Genomic DNA, 16,769 nt, shown 5'->3' on the forward strand with positions numbered 1-16,769 from the left:
TCAGGAGGAGCGGTGGAGTACAACCTTGCCGACCTGTTCGAGTCGGTCGTCGACGTGGTCCCGGACCGCGAGGCGCTGGTGTACATCGACATCCCCGGCACGGGTGCGGAGCGCCGGCTGACGTACGCGGAGCTGGACGCGGCGGCCAACCGCATCGGTCACCATCTGATCGACAGCGGGATACGGCCGGGCGAGCACGTCGGGCTGCACATGTACAACGGCATCGAGTACCTCCAGGTCGCGCTCGGCTGCCTGAAGGCGCGGGTCGTACCCGTCAACGTCAACTACCGCTACGTCGAGGACGAGTTGGTCTATCTGTACCGGGACGCCGATCTGGTGGGCCTGGTCTTCGACGCGGAGCTCACCGACCGGGTGGCCGCCGCGCTGCCGCTCACGGAGAAGCTGCGGCACCTGGTGCGCGTGGGTGACGCCGTGCCCGGTGTGGACGCCGTGGCGTTCACGGACGCCGAGGCCGCCGGGTCCCCCGAGCGGGGGTTCCCCCGGCGCTCCGGCGACGACCAGTTCATCATCTACACCGGCGGCACCACCGGGATGCCCAAGGGCGTCATGTGGCGCCAGGAGGACCTGTTCTTCTCGGGGATGGGCGGCGGGGCGCCGACCGGCGAGCCGGTGAAGAAGCCCGAGGAGCTCGCCGAGCGGGTCGCGGCCGGCGGTTCGGGGATCACGTTCTTCCCCACTCCCCCGCTGATGCACGGCACCTCCACGCTCACCGCGTTCATCGGCTTCAACTTCGGCCAACGGGTCGTGCTGCACCGCAAGTTCTCGCCCGAGGACGTGCTGCGCACCATCGAGCGGGAGAAGGTCACCAGCATGTCCCTGGTCGGGGACGCGATGCTGCGGCCGCTGATCGACGCCCTCAAGGGCCCCATGAAGGGCACGGACACCTCGTCCATGTTCAACGTGTCCTCGTCGGGGGCGATCATGTCGGACACCGTCCGCCGCCAGTTCCTGGAGCTCGTCCCGAACGTGATGCTGCTCAACAACTTCGGCTCCACGGAGTCCGGCTTCAACGGCACGGCGACCGATGACGCCGGCCCCGAGCGCGGCTTCCGGGTGCGGGTCAACTCCCGGACGCAGGTGGTCGATCCGGCCACACACGAGCCGATCGCCGTGGGCGAGGTCGGCCGCGTCGCGCAGTGCGGCCATGTGCCGCTGGGCTACTACAACGACCCGCGGAAAACCGCCGAGACCTTCTTCGAGAAGGACGGCGAGCGCTGGGTACTGCTCGGCGACATGGCCACCGTGGACGAGGAGGGCGTCGTCATCGTCCTCGGCCGGGGCTCCCAGTGCATCAACACCGGCGGCGAGAAGGTGTACCCGGAGGAGGTCGAGCAGGCGCTCAAGTCCCATCCGGACGTGTACGACGCGCTGGTGGCCGGGGTGCCGGACACCAAGTGGGGCCACCATGTGGCGGCCGTCGTACAGCTGCGGGAGGGCGCGCCCCGGCCGTCCCTCGACGACATCCAGACGCACTGCCGCACCCAGCTCGCGGGCTACAAGATCCCGCGTCAGCTGGTGATCGAGGACGCCATCCAGCGGTCCCCCAGCGGGAAAGCGGACTACCGGTGGGCCCGGGAGGTCGCGGTGCGGGCGGACGAGTGAATTCCGGTCCGTCGTGTTGAACCGAAGGTGACGTGCGGACGTACTGGTGATGGCAGGCTCGCTCACAGGGCGCTGTTCGCCATGCCATCGCAAGACCGTACGGAAGGACCGCCGGGTGTCGCTCTTCACACCTCGCTCTCATCAGCAGCCGGAAGCCACCGAGAGCGAGGCGGACCCCGTCGTCGAGGCTGAAGGGGCCGAGGAGGCCACCGGGAAGCCGGGCTGGTTCGGCTGGCGCACCCGCTTCCCGCGTACCGCACGCGGCGTGACCATCGGCACGACCGTCCTCGCCGCCGCCCTGGTACTGGGCGCGCTGCTCATGCCCAACCGACTCGACCGGATGAACGTCCAGGCGTTCCTGCGCCTGCCCGTGGAGGCGATCCTCCTCGCGGGCCTGCTTCTCGTGCTGCCGCGGCGGGCCCGGCGTATCACGGCTGTCGTCTCGGGCGTGCTCATCGGTCTGTTCACGATCGTCAAGTTCCTCGACATGGGGTTCCGCCAGACCCTTGCCCGGCCCTTCGACCTGGTCTTCGACTGGATCCTGTTGGACGACGCGGCGGATTTCGTCAGGGAGTCGTTCGGCCGCTCGGGGCAGCTGCTCGCGGTGACCGGGGTGATCGTCCTGGCCATCGCCGTCCTCGCGGTCTGCGTGCTCGCAGTGGTGCGGCTGACGAACCTCCTGGTCCGGCACCGTCCCGTGGCCCTGCGCGGCACGCTCGTCCTCGGGATCGTGTGGATCATCTGCTTCACCGTGGGCGTGCAGTTCGGCGGGGTCCCCTTCGCCACCAAGGGCAACACGCAGTTCGTCGCCAACCGGGTGCAGCAGGTGCGCGACGGCATCTTCGACGCCCAGGAGTTCGAGAAGCTGGCCAAGGTCGACGCCTTCGCCAAGACCCCGCCCGACCAGCTGCTGACCGGGCTGCGCGGCAAGGACGTCCTGTTCACCTTCGTCGAGAGCTACGGCCGGGTGGCCATCGACGACCCGGCGATGGCCCCGCAGATCGACGCGGCCCTCCAAGCCGGCGACAGCAGGCTCAAGGCCGCCGGCTTCGCCTCGCGCAGCGGCTGGCTCCGGTCGCCCGTGACGGGCGCCGGCAGCTGGCTCGCCCACTCGACGTTCCTGTCCGGCCTGTGGGTCAAGAACCAGCAGCGCTACCGGAGCCTGACCGGTGGCGACCGCGCGACCCTGACCAGCTACTTCCAGAAGACCGGTGCCTGGCGCACGGTCGGCATCGTGCCGGGGGTGCGCAAGGCCTGGCCCGAGGGCAAGTACTTCGGCCTCGACCACATCTACGACTCGACGCACCTCGGCTACAACGGCCCCTACTTCAGCTGGACGCCGGTGCCGGACCAGTTCAGCCTGGAGGCGTTCGAGCGCCTGGAGCACGGCAAGGAGAACCGCGACCCGATCATGGCGGAGATCATTCTGGCCTCCAGCCACAACCCCTGGTCCCCCATCGCCCGCATGGTCGACTGGGACCAGCTCGGTGACGGCTCGGTGTTCGAGCAGATCAAGAAGGAGGGCACGGACCCCGGGGAGGTCTGGAAGAGCTCCAAGTCGGTGCGCACGGAGTACCGCAAGGCGATCGAGTACTCGTTGCAGAGTCTGACCGAGTGGATGGAGCGCTACGGCGACGACGACACGGTCCTCGTCTTCCTCGGCGACCACCAGCCCGTCCCCACCGTCACCGGCGGCGACACCAACAAGGACGTGCCCATCACCGTCGTGGCCCGCGACCCGAAGGTGCTGGACCGGATCGCCGACTGGGGCTGGACGGACGGCCTCAAGCCCGCCGGGAACGCGCCCGTGTGGGGCATGGACACGTTCCGCGACCGGTTCATGACGGCGTACGCGAAGTGAGGTCCCGTCAGGCGAGGAAGGGCTCCACGACCGCCAGGAACTCCTCGGGCCGGTTCTCGTGCACGAGATGCCCGGCGTCGACGGTCACCAGCCGGGCGCCGGGAATCCGCTCGGCCACCGCGGCGACCTGCTCCTGAGGGATGAGACTGCGGGGCCCGCCGCCCACCACCAGCGTGGGCATGGTGAGCCGCCCCATGTGGTCCCACCACACAGGATCGGGGGCGTTCCGCTGCCCGTCGGTGGCCCGGACCATGGCCCAGTCGAACGGCAGATCGCCGTCGGGGCGTTCGGCGGGCGGCCGGGGCAGGTCGAGCGGGAGCGGTGCGGGTACGTCCTCCAGGACGAGACGTCGTACGAGATCGGGTGCCTGCTGGGCGAGGAGGCAGGCGACGAGGCCGCCGAGCGAGTGCGCGATCACGTCGGTGGGTGCGATGCCCAGAACGGTCAGGAACTCCCGGATGTCGTCGCGCATCTCGTCGAGCGCGTAGGTGCCGGGCCACTCACTGACTCCGTGACCGCGCAGGTCGGGGGCGTACACCCGGCGCGGGCCGGTGGCGAGCCGCTCGGCGATCGGTGCCCAGTCCGCGCCGTCGGCGCCTCGGCAGTGCAGCAGGACGACGGGCGGCGCGTCCTCGGGGCCCCAGGTGCGGTACGCGAGGGTGATGCCGTTGGCCTTGACGGTGTCCATGCCGGGCAAGGTAGCCGGAGGGGCGGGGCTCCACGTGCCTACTCTGCCGAGGGCAGAGGCGCCCCGAGGAACGTGACGATCCGTCGTACGAACCACTCCGGGTCGTCCAGCCACGGATAGTGCCCGGCGCCGGGCTGCACCACGAGCTCGGCGCGCGGGAAGACGTCGGCGGCGCGGCGGGCGAGCTCGGGCCGGGGAGCGTTGTCGACCTCCCCCGCGAGCACGAGCACCGGCCGCTCCAGCCGCCCGAGCGCCTCCCGGGTCGCGGGCGGGTCGTAGGCGCCGGCCGATCCGTACACGTCGCCCGCCTCGTCGTTGAACTCCTCCTCCCCGCGCGCGTCGTGCGCCGCGGCGGCCGCATCCCAGCGGCCGTAGAAGAAGGGCGCGAACACGGGGTCGTAGCCGCCGGTCCCGTCGAGCGAGGCGGCGAACGCGGGGTACGCCTCCTCGAACCACGGCTCGTCCTTGCGCAGCGGAGCCGCCGCCAGCCGGTCCGCGTCCGTCACCGGCATGCCCAGCGCCCACGGAATGGACGTGACCAGGGCCAGCCGCCGCACATGTGCCGGATACCGGGCGGTGTAGAGCATGGCGAGGCTGCCGCCGGCCGAGTGCGCGAGCAGATCCATCCGCTCCAGCCCCAGGTGGACCCGCAGCGCCTCCACGTCGTCCACGAGCCGGTCGCAGCGGTACGTCGCCGGATCGGCCGGTGTCGCGGAGGCTCCCGTGCCCCGCAGATCGAGCAGGACGAGTCGCCGGTGGGCGCTGAGGCCGCCCAGGTCCCCGAGGTAGCCGGAGGCGCGCATGGGTCCGCCGGGCAGGACGACGAGCGGCGGGCCCTCACCCTTCAGGTGGTAGGCGAGCTCGGTCCCGTCGTACGAGGTGAAGGTCGGCATGGCGCTGATCCTCACCGTCCTGTGCCGGTGCCGCAACGGAGTTCCCAGGACCGACGCGTCGACGAAGTCGGGCGGCCCCCTTGCTTGATCACCGGTGGCCTGGATTACTGAACCCCGACAGCTCGACCGAATGATCGGTCGCCCGAATTGCTGCGGTCGGCAAGGGAGACGCCCCGATGACGGATGCGACGGAGTGGTGGGACGCGGGGGAAAGGCTCGACGAGGAGGAGCTCCGGGCGGTGCAACTGGAGCGGCTGCGAGGCACATTGCGGCATGCCTACGACCACGTGCCGTTCTATCGCGAGTCCTTCGACAAGGCGGGTGTCGCTCCCGACGACTGCCGGTCGCTCGACGATCTCGCCCGCTTCCCCTTCACCACCAAGGCGGACCTGCGCGAGAACTACCCGTACGGGATGTTCGCCGTCCCGCGGGACCGCGTCCGCCGTATCCACGCGTCGAGCGGCACCACCGGACGGCCGACGGTCGTCGGTTACACGGACGGCGACCTGTCCCTGTGGTCCGACATGGTGGCCCGCTCCCTGCGGGCGGCGGGCGGCCGGCCGGGCGACATCGTCCATGTCGCCTACGGCTACGGCCTGTTCACCGGCGGCCTCGGCGCCCACTACGGCGCCGAACGGCTCGGCTGTACGGTCGTCCCCGCGTCCGGGGGCATGACGGCCCGTCAAGTACAGCTGATCCAGGACCTGAAGCCCGGCGTCATCATGGTGACCCCGTCGTACATGCTGACGATCCTGGACGAGTTCGAGCGCCAGGGCGTCGACCCGCGCGGCACCTCGCTGCGGGTCGGCGTCTTCGGTGCCGAGCCCTGGACGGAGCGGATGCGCCAGGAGATCGAGGAGCGGTTCGCGATCGACGCGGTCGACATATACGGGCTGTCCGAGGTGATCGGTCCGGGGGTGGCGCAGGAGTGCGTGGAGACCAAGGACGGGCTGCACATCTGGGAGGACCACTTCTTCCCCGAGGTCGTCGACCCGATCACCGGCGAGGTGCTGCCGGACGGCGAGAAGGGCGAGCTGGTCTTCACCTCGCTCACCAAGGAGGCGATGCCCGTCATCCGGTACCGCACCCGGGATCTGACGCGGCTGCTGCCGGGCACGGCCCGTGTGTTCCGCCGTATGGAGAAGGTCACCGGCCGCAGCGACGACATGGTGATCCTGCGCGGTGTGAACCTCTTCCCCACCCAGATCGAGGAGATCGTCCTGCGGACGCCCGGCGTGGCACCGCACTTCCAGCTCCGCCTCACCCGCGAAGGCCGCCTCGACGCCCTCACCGTACGCGCCGAGGCCCGCCCCGACGCCACGCCCGAGACGAGGGCGGCGGCCACACAGGCGATCACCGCCGCCGTCAAGGACGGCATCGGCGTCTCCGTCACCGTCGAGATCGTCGAACCCGAGTCACTGGAACGGTCGGTGGGCAAGATCCGGCGGATCGTGGACCTGCGTCCCCGCTAGGCGAACCGGTCCCTGAGCTCCCGCTTCAGGATCTTCCCGCTCGCGTTCCGCGGCAGCTCGTCCACGAACAGCACCCGTTTCGGTGCCTTGAAGTGGGCGAGCTTCTCGCGGGCGTGAGCGATGAGTTCGGCCTCCGCCACCTCTTCGCGGGCGACGACGACAGCCGTCACGGCCTCGATCCAGCGCTCGTCCGGCAGGCCGATCACCGCCACCTCGGCGACCGCGTCGTGCGTGTAGAGCGCGTCCTCGACCTGTCGTGAAGCGACCAGTACGCCACCGGAGTTGATGACGTCCTTCACCCGGTCGACGATCGTGAAGTAGCCGTGGGCGTCGCGGACCGCGAGGTCGCCGGAGTGGAACCAGCCGTCGCGGAAGGCGTCGGCGGTCTCCTCGGGCTTGTCCCAGTAGCCCTCGCACAACTGCGGTGACCGGTAGACGATCTCGCCCGGCGTGCCGTCGGGGACGTCCTTGCCGTCCTCGTCGACCACGCGGGCGTCGACGAAGAGGACCGGGCGGCCGCAGGAGTCCATCCGACCCTTGTGCTCCTCGGGGGCCAGGACCGTGGCCAGCGGGCCGATCTCGCTCTGCCCGAAGCAGTTGTAGAAGGCGAGCTTCGGAAGCCGTTCGCGCAGTCGCTCCAGCACGGGCACCGGCATGATCGACGCGCCGTAGTACGCCTTGCGCAGTCCGCCGAGATCGCGGGTGGCGAAGTCCGGGCGGTTGGACAGGCCGATCCACACCGTCGGCGGCGCGAAGAGGCTGTCCGCGCGGCCCGCCTCGATCAGGTCGAGGATCCGGTCGCCGTCGGGCTTGTCGAGGATGATGTTGGTCGCCCCGGCCGCGAGGTACGGCAGCAGGAACACGTGCATCTGCGCCGAGTGGTAGAGCGGGAGGGAGTGCACGGGACGGTCCCCCGCGCTCAGGTCCAGTGCCGTGATCGCGCTCAGGTACTCGTGCACCAGGGCGCGGTGCGTCATCATCGCGCCCTTCGGGAGCGCCGTCGTGCCCGAGGTGTAGAGCAGCTGGACCAGGTCCTCGCTGCGCGCTTCGGGGCCGTCGTACACGGGTGCCGACGCCAGCCGGGCCAGCAGCGCGTCGTCCGTGTCGCGCAGGGGCAAGGTGCGTACGGAATCCGGGAGTCGGCCCGCCAGGTCCGGGTCCGCGAGGACGAGCGCACTGCCGGACTGGTCGACGATGTACGTCAGGTCCTCGCCCGTCAGGTTCTGGTTCACCGGCACGTGCACCAAGCCCGCGCGGGCGCAGGCGAGGAAGGCGATGAGGTAGGCGTCGGAGTTGTGGCCGTAGGCGCCCACCCGGTCGCCCGGCGCGAGGCCCTCGGCCAGCAGGACGCTCGCCGCGCGCGAGACGGCCTCGTCGAGTTCCTCGTACGTCCAGGAGCGGTCGGCGTACTCCACCGCGACCCGCGCCGGGGTGCGCCGGGCGCTGCGCCGCAGCACCCCGTCAACCGTGCTGCCGTGTCCAGGCGTCATGACACATGATCCTCGGTCCGCCGCAGCGGGAGGTCAAGCACCGGGGTGAGGACCGGGTTCGAGGACGGGTCGAGGACACATACCCGTTGGTACGCTCAACCGCTCCTTCCCCCAATGACGTTGGGAGGCACGATGCGCACCCGCCTCAGACGAATCCTCGTCACGGCAGTCGCCCTGCTCACCGCCACGTCCGCGCTGCCGGCAGCCGCGGCCGAAGGCCAGAACCGTCAGCAGCACCCCTCGCACGGTGGCCTGTCCGCCACGATCCGCTACACCGAGTACGGCATCCCGCACATCCTCGCGAAGAACTACACCGACCTCGGCTTCGGCACCGGCTGGGCGCAGGCCGCCGACCAGGTGTGCACGCTCGCCGACGGCTTCGTGACCGTACGCGGGGAGCGCTCCCGGTTCTTCGGGCCGGACGCCGCACCCGACCAATCGCTCTCCTCAGCCGCCAGGAACCTCTCCAGCGACCTCTACTTCCAAGGTGTGCGGGAGGCGGGCACGGTCGAGAAGCTGCTCGTCCAACCGGCGCCCCTGGGGCCGAGCCGCCAGGCGAAGGACCTGATGCGGGGGTTCGCGGCCGGCTACAACGCCTGGCTCAAGCAGAACCGCGTCACCGACCCCGCGTGCAAGGGCGCCGCCTGGGTCCGCCCGGTGACGAGCCTCGACGTGGCCGCGCGCGGCTTCGCCCTCGCCGTACTCGGCGGGCAGGGGCGCGGCGTGGACGGCATCACCGCCGCCCAGCCGCCCACGACGACGTCCACGGCGGCGCCGGACGCCCAGGACACCGCCCGCGCGGCCCGGGAGCTGCTGGCCGCCGACACCGCCGACATGGGCTCCAACGCCGTCGCCTTCAGCGGAACGACCACCGCGAACGGCCGCGGGCTGCTGCTCGGCAACCCCCACTATCCCTGGCAGGGCGGCCGTCGCTTCTGGCAGTCGCAGCAGACGATCCCCGGTGAACTCAACGTCTCCGGCGGCTCATTGCTCGGCTCCGCCACGATCTCCATAGGCCACAACGCGAAGGTGGCCTGGAGTCACACCGTCGCGACCGGCGTCCCCCTCAACCTCCATCAGCTGACGCTGGACCCGGCCGACCCCACGGCCTACCTCGTGGACGGCAGGCCGGAGAAGATGACCAAGCGCACGGTGACCGTCCAGGTGAAGGACGGCGCGCCGGTGACACGGACGCAGTGGTGGACGCGGTACGGACCCGTCGTCACCTCGTTCGGCGCCTCGCTGCCCCTGCCCTGGTCCAGCACCACGGCGTACGCCCTCAACGACCCCAACTCCGCCAACCTGCGCGCCTCCGACACCGCCCTCGGCTTCAGCAAGGCCCGCTCCACGGCCGAGGTCCTCGGATCGCTCCAGCGCACTCAGGGCCTGCCCTGGGTGAACACGATCGCCGCCGACTCGGGCGGCCACACCCTGTTCACCCAGTCGCAGGTACTCCCCCGCATCACCGACGAACTGGCCCAGCGCTGCTCCACGCCGCTCGGCAGGGTCACGTACCCCTCCGCCGGGCTGGCCGTCCTCGACGGCTCGCACGGCGACTGCGCGCTCGGCTCCGACCCGGACGCCGTGCAGCCGGGCGTCTTCGGTCCGGCGCGGATGCCGACCCTCACGGACGCCGCGTACGCGGAGAACTCCAACGACAGCGCCTGGCTGGCCAACGCCGACCGGCCGCTGACAGGGTACGAGCGGGTCTTCGGCACGATCGGCACCCAGCGGTCGCTGCGGACCCGGGGCGCGATCGAGGACGTGTCGGCGATGGCCCGGCGCGGGCGGCTGACCGTGCGGGACCTCCAGGCGCAGCAGTTCGCCAACCGGGTGCCCGCGGGCGACCTGGCCGCGGCCGACGCGGCGAAGGCGTGCGCGGCGCTGCCGGGGGGCACGGCAACGGGCAGTGACGGCAAGGCCGTTGACGTGAGCGAGGCCTGTGGGGTGCTCGCCTCGTGGGACCGTACGGTGAACACCGACAGCCGGGGCGCGCTGCTCTTCGACCGGCTGTGGCGCAAGATCCCCGCCGCCCAGCTGTGGAAGGTGCCGTTCTCGGCCGCCGACCCGGTGCACACGCCGAACACCCTCAACACGGCGGCGCCCGCCTTCGCGACGGCCCTCGCGGACACGGTCACCGAGTTGCGTGCGGCGGGCATCACGCTGAACTCCCCCCTCGGACAGCACCAGTTCGTCGTCCGCAACGGTCAGCGCATCGCCGTCTCGGGCGGCACCGAGTCCCTTGGCATCTGGAACAAGGTCGAGCCGGTGTGGAACCCCGCCCACGGCGGCTACACGGAGGTGACCACCGGCTCCAGCTACATCCAGGCCGTCGGCTGGGACGGCAGCCGCTGCCCGGTGGCCCGCACCCTCCTGTCGTACTCCCAGTCCTCCAACCCGAACTCGCCCCACTTCAGCGACCAGACCCGGCTGTACTCCCAGGAGAAGTGGGTAACGTCCCGCTTCTGCGAGTGGGACATCCTGACGTCGCCTTCGTTGAAGGTGGTGCGGGTGCGGTCATGAATCAGACGAGCCGCGTACGGCCCTCCCAGTACGGGTCCCGCAATCGCCTCTTGTACAGCTTGCCGTTGGGGTCGCGGGGCATCTCGGTGATGAAGTCGACGGTCTTGGGGCACTTGTAGCCTGCGAGTTGTCCCGCGCAGTGGGCGAGGATGTCGGCGGCCAGGTCGGGGCCTGGTTCGTGGCCCGGGGCCGGTTCCACGACGGCCTTGACCTCCTCGCCCCAGTCGTCGTGCGGGATGCCGAAGGCGGCGGCGTCGGCGACGGCGGGGTGCTGGAGCAGGACGGACTCGATCTCGGCGGGATAGATGTTGACCCCACCCGAGATGATCATGTCGATCTTGCGGTCGCGGAGGAAGAGATAGCCGTCCTCGTCGAGGAGGCCGAGATCACCGACAGTGAAGAAGTCGCCGATGCGGTTCTTCTTCGTCTTGCTCTCGTCCTTGTGGTACGAGAAGCCGCCGGTGTTCATCTTGAGGTACACGGTGCCGAGTTCACCGGGCGGCAGTCGGTTGCCGTCGTCGTCGAAGATGGCCAACTCGCTGATGGGCCAGGCCTTTCCGACCGTGCCGGGCTTCTTCAGCCAGTCCTCCGCGGTGGCGAAGGCGCCGCCGCCCTCGCTGGCCGCGTAGTACTCCTCCACACAGGGCCCCCACCAGTCGAGCATCGCCCGCTTCACATGGTCGGGACAGGGCGCGGCGCCGTGGATGGCGTGCCGCATCGCGGAGACGTCGTAGCGCGCCTTGATCCCCTCCGGCAGCGCCAGCAGGCGGTGGAACTGGGTGGGGACCATGTGCGTGTGGGTGCACTTCTCCCGGTCCATCAGCCGGAGCATCTCCTCGGGCGTCCACTTGTCCATCAGCACCAGACGGTGGCCGATGTGCAGGGAAGCGCTCGCGAACTGGAGCACCGCCGTGTGGTACAGCGGTGAGCAGACGAGGTGCACGTTGTCGTCGTACGGCCTGATGCCGAAGATGCCGAGGAAGCCGCCGAGGTAGGCCTCCTCGGGGAGCTTGCCGGTCAGCGGGCGGCGGATGCCGCGGGGGCGGCCCGTGGTGCCCGAGGTGTAGTTCATGACCCAGCCGAGGGTGCGGTCCGCGGGCGCCGACTCCGGCTGCCCGTCGAGGAGTTCGGCGTACGGGCGGAAGCCCTCGACCTCGCCGATCGCGTACCGGTGGGTGCCGGGGAGGCCGGCCTCGTCGGCGGCCTGGCGGGCGGGACCGGCGAACCGCTCGTGGGCGAGGAACACCTTGGCGCCGGAGTCGGCGACGATCCAGGCGATCTCCGGGCCGACGAAGTGGTGGTTGATCGGGACGAGGTAGAACCCGGCCTGGGTGGCGGCGAGATGGGCGGTGAAGAACTCGACGCCGTTGGGCAGGACGACCGCGAAGGCGTCCCCGCGCTCCATGCCGGCGGCGCGCAGACCGTGCACGAGACGGTTGGCGGCCGCGTGCAGCCGGCCGGCGGTCCACTGCTCGCCGTCGGGGGCGACGAGGACGGTGCGGTCGGGGTCGGCGGTGGCCTGGGCCCAGAAGCCCGCGGGGGCTGTGCTTGTCACTGGCCGCTCCTTCCGGCGATGCGGTTGACCCGGTCGACGGCCCGCTCGAAGCCGCGGGTGAGGTCGTCGAAGACGGCCTGGACGCTGCGTTCGCTGTTCATCCGGCCGACGATCTGTCCGACGGGGGTGCCGAGCAGGGGCTCGACCTCGTACTTCTGGATGCGCGAGACGGCCTCGGCGACGAGCAGCCCTTGCAGGGGCATGGGGAGGGTGCCGGGTCCGGTGGGGTCGTCCCAGGCGTCGGTCCATTCGGTACGCAGCTGGCGTGCGGGCTTGCCGGTGAGCGCGCGGGAGCGGACGGTGTCGCCCGATTCGGCGGCGAGCAGCTTCTCGATCAGCTTGGGCGAGGGCAGTTCGGCCTCCGTGGTGGTCAGCCACAGGGAGCCCAGCCACACACCCTGCGCGCCGAGCGCCAGCGCGGCCGCGATCTGCTGTCCGCTGCCGATACCGCCCGCGGCCAGCACGGGCAGCGGGCTCACGGCGTCGACGACCTCGGGGGTCAGCACCATGGAGGCGATCTCGCCGGTGTGGCCGCCGGCCTCGTAGCCCTGGGCGACGACGATGTCGATGCCCCCCTCCTGGTGCTTACGGGCGTGCCGCGCGCTGCCCGCGAGCGCGGCGACGAGGACCCCTTGATCGTGAGCGCGTTTCACCACATCCGCGGGCGGGGAGCCGAGGGCGTTGGCGAGCAGCTTGATCGGATAGTCGAAGGCGACGTCGAGCTGGTTGCGGGCGACCTGCTCCATCCACCCGGTAATACGCCAGCCGGACACCTCGCCCTCGGCCAGCTCGGGCACTCCGTACTTGGCGAGGGTGTCGTGGACGAACTGCCGGTGCGCCTCGGGGATCATCGCCTCGACGTCGGCCTCGGTGACGCCTTCCACCTTCTTGGCGGGCATGACGACGTCCAGCCCGTAGGGCTTCCCGTCGACATGGGCCTCGATCCAGTCGAGGTCGCGTTTGAGGTCGTCGGGGGCGGTGTAGCGGACCGCGCCGAGCACGCCGAAGCCGCCGGCCCGACTGATGGCCGCAGCGACGGCGGGGAACGGCGTGAAGCCGAAGATGGCGTGCTCGACTCCCAGTTTCTTGCTCAGCTCCGTCTGCATGGGCGCAGGATGCCGCAGTCCCCCGGAGGACGGAAGAGGTTTTCTGATGCTCCGTCAGATTCGGTCGCGGGGTTAGAGTTCCACGATGACCGATGAGGTGTCCAACGGACTGACCCGCCGTCAACTCACCCGAAGAGCGCTCGCTCTGGGAGGCGCCCTCGCCATCGCCCCGTTCCCCGCCGGACCCGCCGAAGCGGCACCCCGCACCGGCGCCCCCACCCTGCGCCACGGCTCCCCCGAACGCGCCGGGCTCCTGGGGGACCATCTGCGCCGACTCGTCACCGACGCGGAGGCGTTCCTCGCCCCCTCCCCCAAGCACCCCTGGTACGCGGGCGCCGTGCTGCTCGCCGGACGCGGCGGCACCGTGGCCCTGCACCGGCCGATCGGCATGGCGGTGCGCTACGCGGCGTACGACGAGAAGACCGACACCGGCGTCGAGTTCCCGCCCGAGAGCCAGATCCCCATGGCCGAGGACACCGTCTTCGACCTGGCCTCGGTGTCCAAGCTGTTCACCTCGATCCTGGCCGTGCAGCAGATCGAGCGGGGCGCGCTGGAGCTGGAGGGCACGGTCGCCGCGTACCTCCCGGAGTTCGCCGGCGCGGGCAAGCAGGACATCACGATCCGTCAGCTCCTCACGCACACCTCGGGGTTCCGGGCATGGATCCCGCTGTACAACGCGCCGACGTACGAGGAGAAGCTCCGACTCATCTGGAACGAGGCACCCCTCAACCCCCCACGCACCAGGTACCTCTACTCCGACCTGAACCTGATCTCCCTCCAACTGGTCCTGGAGAAGATCACCGGCCGCACCCTGGACACGCTCCTCCACGACGAGATCACCGCCCCGCTCGGTATGCGGCGCACCCGTTTCAACCCACCCGCCTCCTGGAAACCGAAGATCGCCGCGACGGAGGACGCCCGCAAGCCCTGGTCGGGCCTCGACCGGGGGCTGGTGTGGGGCGAGGTGCACGACGAGAACGCGTTCAGCCTGGGCGGAGTCGCGGGCCACGCGGGCGTCTTCTCCTGCGCCTGGGATCTGGCGGTGCTCGGCCGGACGCTGCTCAACGGAGGCTCGTACGGGCGGGCCCGCATTCTCCGTCGGGAGTCGGTGGAGCTGATGTTCACCGACTTCAACACCGCGTTCCCGGGCGACGAGCACGGGCTCGGCTTCGAGCTCTACCAGCACTGGTACATGGGCGCGATGGCGACTCCGCGCACGGCCGGACACACGGGCTTCACCGGCACCTCGCTGGTCCTGGACCCGACGACGGACTCCTTCCTGATCGTCCTCGGCAACTCGGTGCACCCGGTGCGCAGTTGGCGCTCCGGCTCCGCTCCCCGGGTCGCCGCCGCGAACAACCTGGCACGCGCTGTTCCGGTGCGCCCGCGGTACGGCCGCGACGCCTGGTTCTCCGGCATGGCGAGCGCCACGACGGCCACGCTCACCTTGCCGGCGCTCGACACGTCGTCCGGCGGCGCACGGCTGCGGTGCGCGCTGTGGTGGGACACCGAACCGCAGGCGGACGCCCTCGCGTTGGAGGCGACGACGGACGGCGGGGCGACGTGGCAGCCGGTCCCGTTCACGACCACCCGCCCCGACGCGTCGCATCCGACGGGCACGGTGACCGGCTGGTCGGGCCGTGTATGGCACCGGGCGACGGCGGATCTGCCGGCGCACCGGCAACTGGCCCTGCGCTGGCGGTACACGACGGATCGGCTGTACGTGGGCCGTGGAGCCTACGTCGACGGGCTGCGCGTGGGGACCTCCGACGGCGTCCTCTTCGATGAGGCGCGACCGGGCGACGCCGAACGGATCACCGCCGCGGGATGGGTGCCGGCCGCCGACTGAACGCGTCGCAGCACGTGGTGGGGATCCTGCGGGTCGGTCCGGGGTGGGCATGGCGGACGTCTGACACCACTGTGTTGGCTCGTTGTGGCGCCGACGGCATCGCAGTCCGCCTGCCCGCCCGACCCTCGCCTACCCCCCGCTCCCCTCCAGCACCACCATCGCCGCATTGTGCCCCGGCACCCCACTGACCCCACCCCCACGCACCGCGCCCGCCCCGCACAACAGCACGTTCCCGTGCCGCGTCTCCACGCCCCAACGCCCAGCCCCCTCCTGGGCGTACGGCCAGGACAGATCGCGATGGAAGATGTTCCCGCCGGGCAGCCGCAGATCCCGTTCCAGGTCGAGCGGTGTCTTCGCCTCGATGCAGGGTCGTCCCTCCGCGTCGACGGCCAGGCAGTCGGCCAGGGGCTCGGCGAGCTGGGCGTCGAGTTGGGCGAGGGTCGACTTCAACAGCTCTTCGCGCACACCGTCGTTGTCGCTCGCGAAGAGCCGCGCGGGCGTGTGCAGGCCGAACAGTGTCAGCGTCTGGTAGCCCTGGTCGACCAGCTCGGGGCCGAGGATCGTGGGGTCCGTCAGGGAGTGGCAGTAGATCTCCGACGGCGGGGCGGCGGGCAGCTCACCGGCCGCGGCCTGGGTGTAGGCGGTGGCGAGCTGCTCGTACCCTTCGCCGATGTGGAAGGTGCCGGAGAACGCCTCGCGCGGATCGACGGAGCTGTCCCGCAGCCGGGGCAGCCGCTTGAGCAGCATGTTCACCTTGAGCTGTGCCCCCTCCGCGGGGGCGGGCGACTCGTCGCCGGTCAGGTCCGCCAGGGCCTGCGGGGAGGCGTTCACCAGGACGTGCCGGGCAGCCACCGTCCCCTCCCGCTCGGCCGTCCGAAACGCGACCTCCGCCGTACGACCGTCCGTGGCGATCCGCACCACCTCGTGCCCGGTGGCGATGACGGCACCCGCGTCGCGCGCGGCGGCGGCCAGGGCGTCGGTGAGGGCGCCCATGCCGCCGACGGGGACGTCCCAGTCACCGGTGCCGCCGCCGATCACGTGGTACAGGAAGCAGCGGTTCTGCTTCAGCGAAGGGTCGTGCGCGTCGGCGAACGTGCCGATCAGCGCGTCGGTGAGGACGACACCCCGGACCAGGTCATCGGCAAAGCGCTCCTCGACCGTCACACCGATCGGCTCCTCGAACAGCGCCCGCCAGGCCTCTTCGTCGTCCACCCGGCGCCGCAGCTCGTCCTGGGTGGGCAGCGGTTCGGTGAGGGTCGGGAAGATCCGTTCGGCGGCGCGGCCGGTCATGCCGTAGAAGCGCTGCCAGGCCTCGTACTCCTGCTTCCCGCCCGTCAGGCGTTCGAAGGCCTCGCGGGTTCGTCGTTCGCCGCCGCCGACCAGGAGGCCGGTGGGCCGGCCGTCGCGTTCGACGGGGGTGTACGAGGAGATGGTGCGCTTGCGGACCCGGAAGGTCAGGCCCAGATCCCGGACGATCTTCTTCGGAAGCAGGCTGACCAGGTACGAGTAGCGCGACAGCCGTGCGTCGACGCCGGCGAAGGGCCGGGTGGAGATCGCGGCGCCGCCGGTGTGGTCGAGGCGCTCCAGGACCAGGACGGAGCGTCCGGCGCGGGCCAGGTAGGCGGCGGCGACGAGGCCGTTGTGACCACCGCCGACGATCACGGCGTCGTACATGTGTCCCTCGGGTGCAGGCATGTCTCTTCGTAACA

General features: G+C 70.8%; 11 protein-coding genes. 5 read left to right on the forward strand and 6 right to left on the reverse strand.

From position 1 onward, the window contains the following. Positions 1 to 12 precede the first annotated feature (12 nt). Both ACFY0U_RS20700 and ACFY0U_RS20705 read left to right on the forward strand, forming a co-directional pair. Positions 13 to 1,623 (forward strand): acyl-CoA synthetase, encoded by a 1,611-nt coding sequence (locus ACFY0U_RS20700; RefSeq protein ID WP_388637639.1) that lies wholly within the window; start codon positions 13 to 15, stop codon positions 1,621 to 1,623. Positions 1,624 to 1,738: 115 nt separating this feature from the next. Next, positions 1,739 to 3,484, forward strand: coding sequence for a sulfatase (locus ACFY0U_RS20705; RefSeq protein WP_388637642.1), 1,746 nt, complete (start codon positions 1,739 to 1,741; stop codon positions 3,482 to 3,484). A gap of 7 nt (positions 3,485 to 3,491) precedes the next feature. Here the strand turns inward: ACFY0U_RS20705 and ACFY0U_RS20710 are convergent, their stop codons facing one another. Both ACFY0U_RS20710 and ACFY0U_RS20715 read right to left on the reverse strand, forming a co-directional pair. Further along, a complete protein-coding gene (locus ACFY0U_RS20710) occupies positions 3,492 to 4,172 on the reverse strand; it encodes an alpha/beta fold hydrolase (RefSeq protein ID WP_388637645.1) in 681 nt (226 codons plus the stop codon). Between the two features lie 38 nt (positions 4,173 to 4,210). Beyond that, on the reverse strand, positions 4,211 to 5,065 hold the full coding sequence (locus ACFY0U_RS20715; RefSeq protein WP_388637648.1) for an alpha/beta fold hydrolase: 855 nt from the start codon (positions 5,063 to 5,065) through the stop codon (positions 4,211 to 4,213). Between the two features lie 176 nt (positions 5,066 to 5,241). On the opposite strand from ACFY0U_RS20715, the gene paaK reads away from it, so the two are divergent. Beyond that, entirely contained in the window at positions 5,242 to 6,537 is a 1,296-nt protein-coding gene (gene paaK, locus ACFY0U_RS20720) for a phenylacetate--CoA ligase PaaK (RefSeq protein WP_388637651.1), read from the forward strand. Here the strand turns inward: paaK and ACFY0U_RS20725 are convergent. After that, a complete protein-coding gene (locus tag ACFY0U_RS20725; RefSeq protein ID WP_388637654.1) occupies positions 6,534 to 8,027 on the reverse strand; it encodes an acyl-CoA synthetase in 1,494 nt (497 codons plus the stop codon). The two genes, paaK and ACFY0U_RS20725, sit on opposite strands and share 4 nt — an antisense overlap. Positions 8,028 to 8,159: 132 nt before the next feature. On the opposite strand from ACFY0U_RS20725, the gene ACFY0U_RS20730 reads away from it, so the two are divergent. Next, a complete protein-coding gene (locus ACFY0U_RS20730) occupies positions 8,160 to 10,550 on the forward strand; it encodes a penicillin acylase family protein (protein WP_388637657.1) in 2,391 nt (796 codons plus the stop codon). Between the two features lies 1 nt (position 10,551). Here ACFY0U_RS20730 and ACFY0U_RS20735 read toward each other — a convergent pair whose 3' ends face one another. Both ACFY0U_RS20735 and ACFY0U_RS20740 read right to left on the reverse strand, forming a co-directional pair. Continuing rightward, on the reverse strand, positions 10,552 to 12,105 hold the full coding sequence (locus ACFY0U_RS20735) for an acyl-CoA synthetase (RefSeq protein WP_388637660.1): 1,554 nt from the start codon (positions 12,103 to 12,105) through the stop codon (positions 10,552 to 10,554). Then, positions 12,102 to 13,211, reverse strand: coding sequence for an NAD(P)H-dependent flavin oxidoreductase (locus tag ACFY0U_RS20740; RefSeq protein WP_388637663.1), 1,110 nt, complete (start codon positions 13,209 to 13,211; stop codon positions 12,102 to 12,104). The genes ACFY0U_RS20735 and ACFY0U_RS20740 overlap by 4 nt, the downstream gene beginning before the upstream one ends. A gap of 85 nt (positions 13,212 to 13,296) precedes the next feature. Here ACFY0U_RS20740 and ACFY0U_RS20745 point away from each other — a divergent pair, with 85 nt between their 5' ends. Then, on the forward strand, positions 13,297 to 15,060 hold the full coding sequence (locus ACFY0U_RS20745; protein ID WP_388637666.1) for a serine hydrolase: 1,764 nt from the start codon (positions 13,297 to 13,299) through the stop codon (positions 15,058 to 15,060). A 129-nt stretch (positions 15,061 to 15,189) separates the two neighbouring features. Here the strand turns inward: ACFY0U_RS20745 and ACFY0U_RS20750 are convergent, their stop codons facing one another. After that, entirely contained in the window at positions 15,190 to 16,755 is a 1,566-nt protein-coding gene (locus ACFY0U_RS20750; RefSeq protein WP_388637669.1) for a phytoene desaturase family protein, read from the reverse strand. Between the last annotated feature and the right edge of the window lie 14 nt (positions 16,756 to 16,769).

The organism is Streptomyces sp. NPDC001536, assembly GCF_042894505.1.
GTDB lineage: Bacteria > Actinomycetota > Actinomycetes > Streptomycetales > Streptomycetaceae > Streptomyces.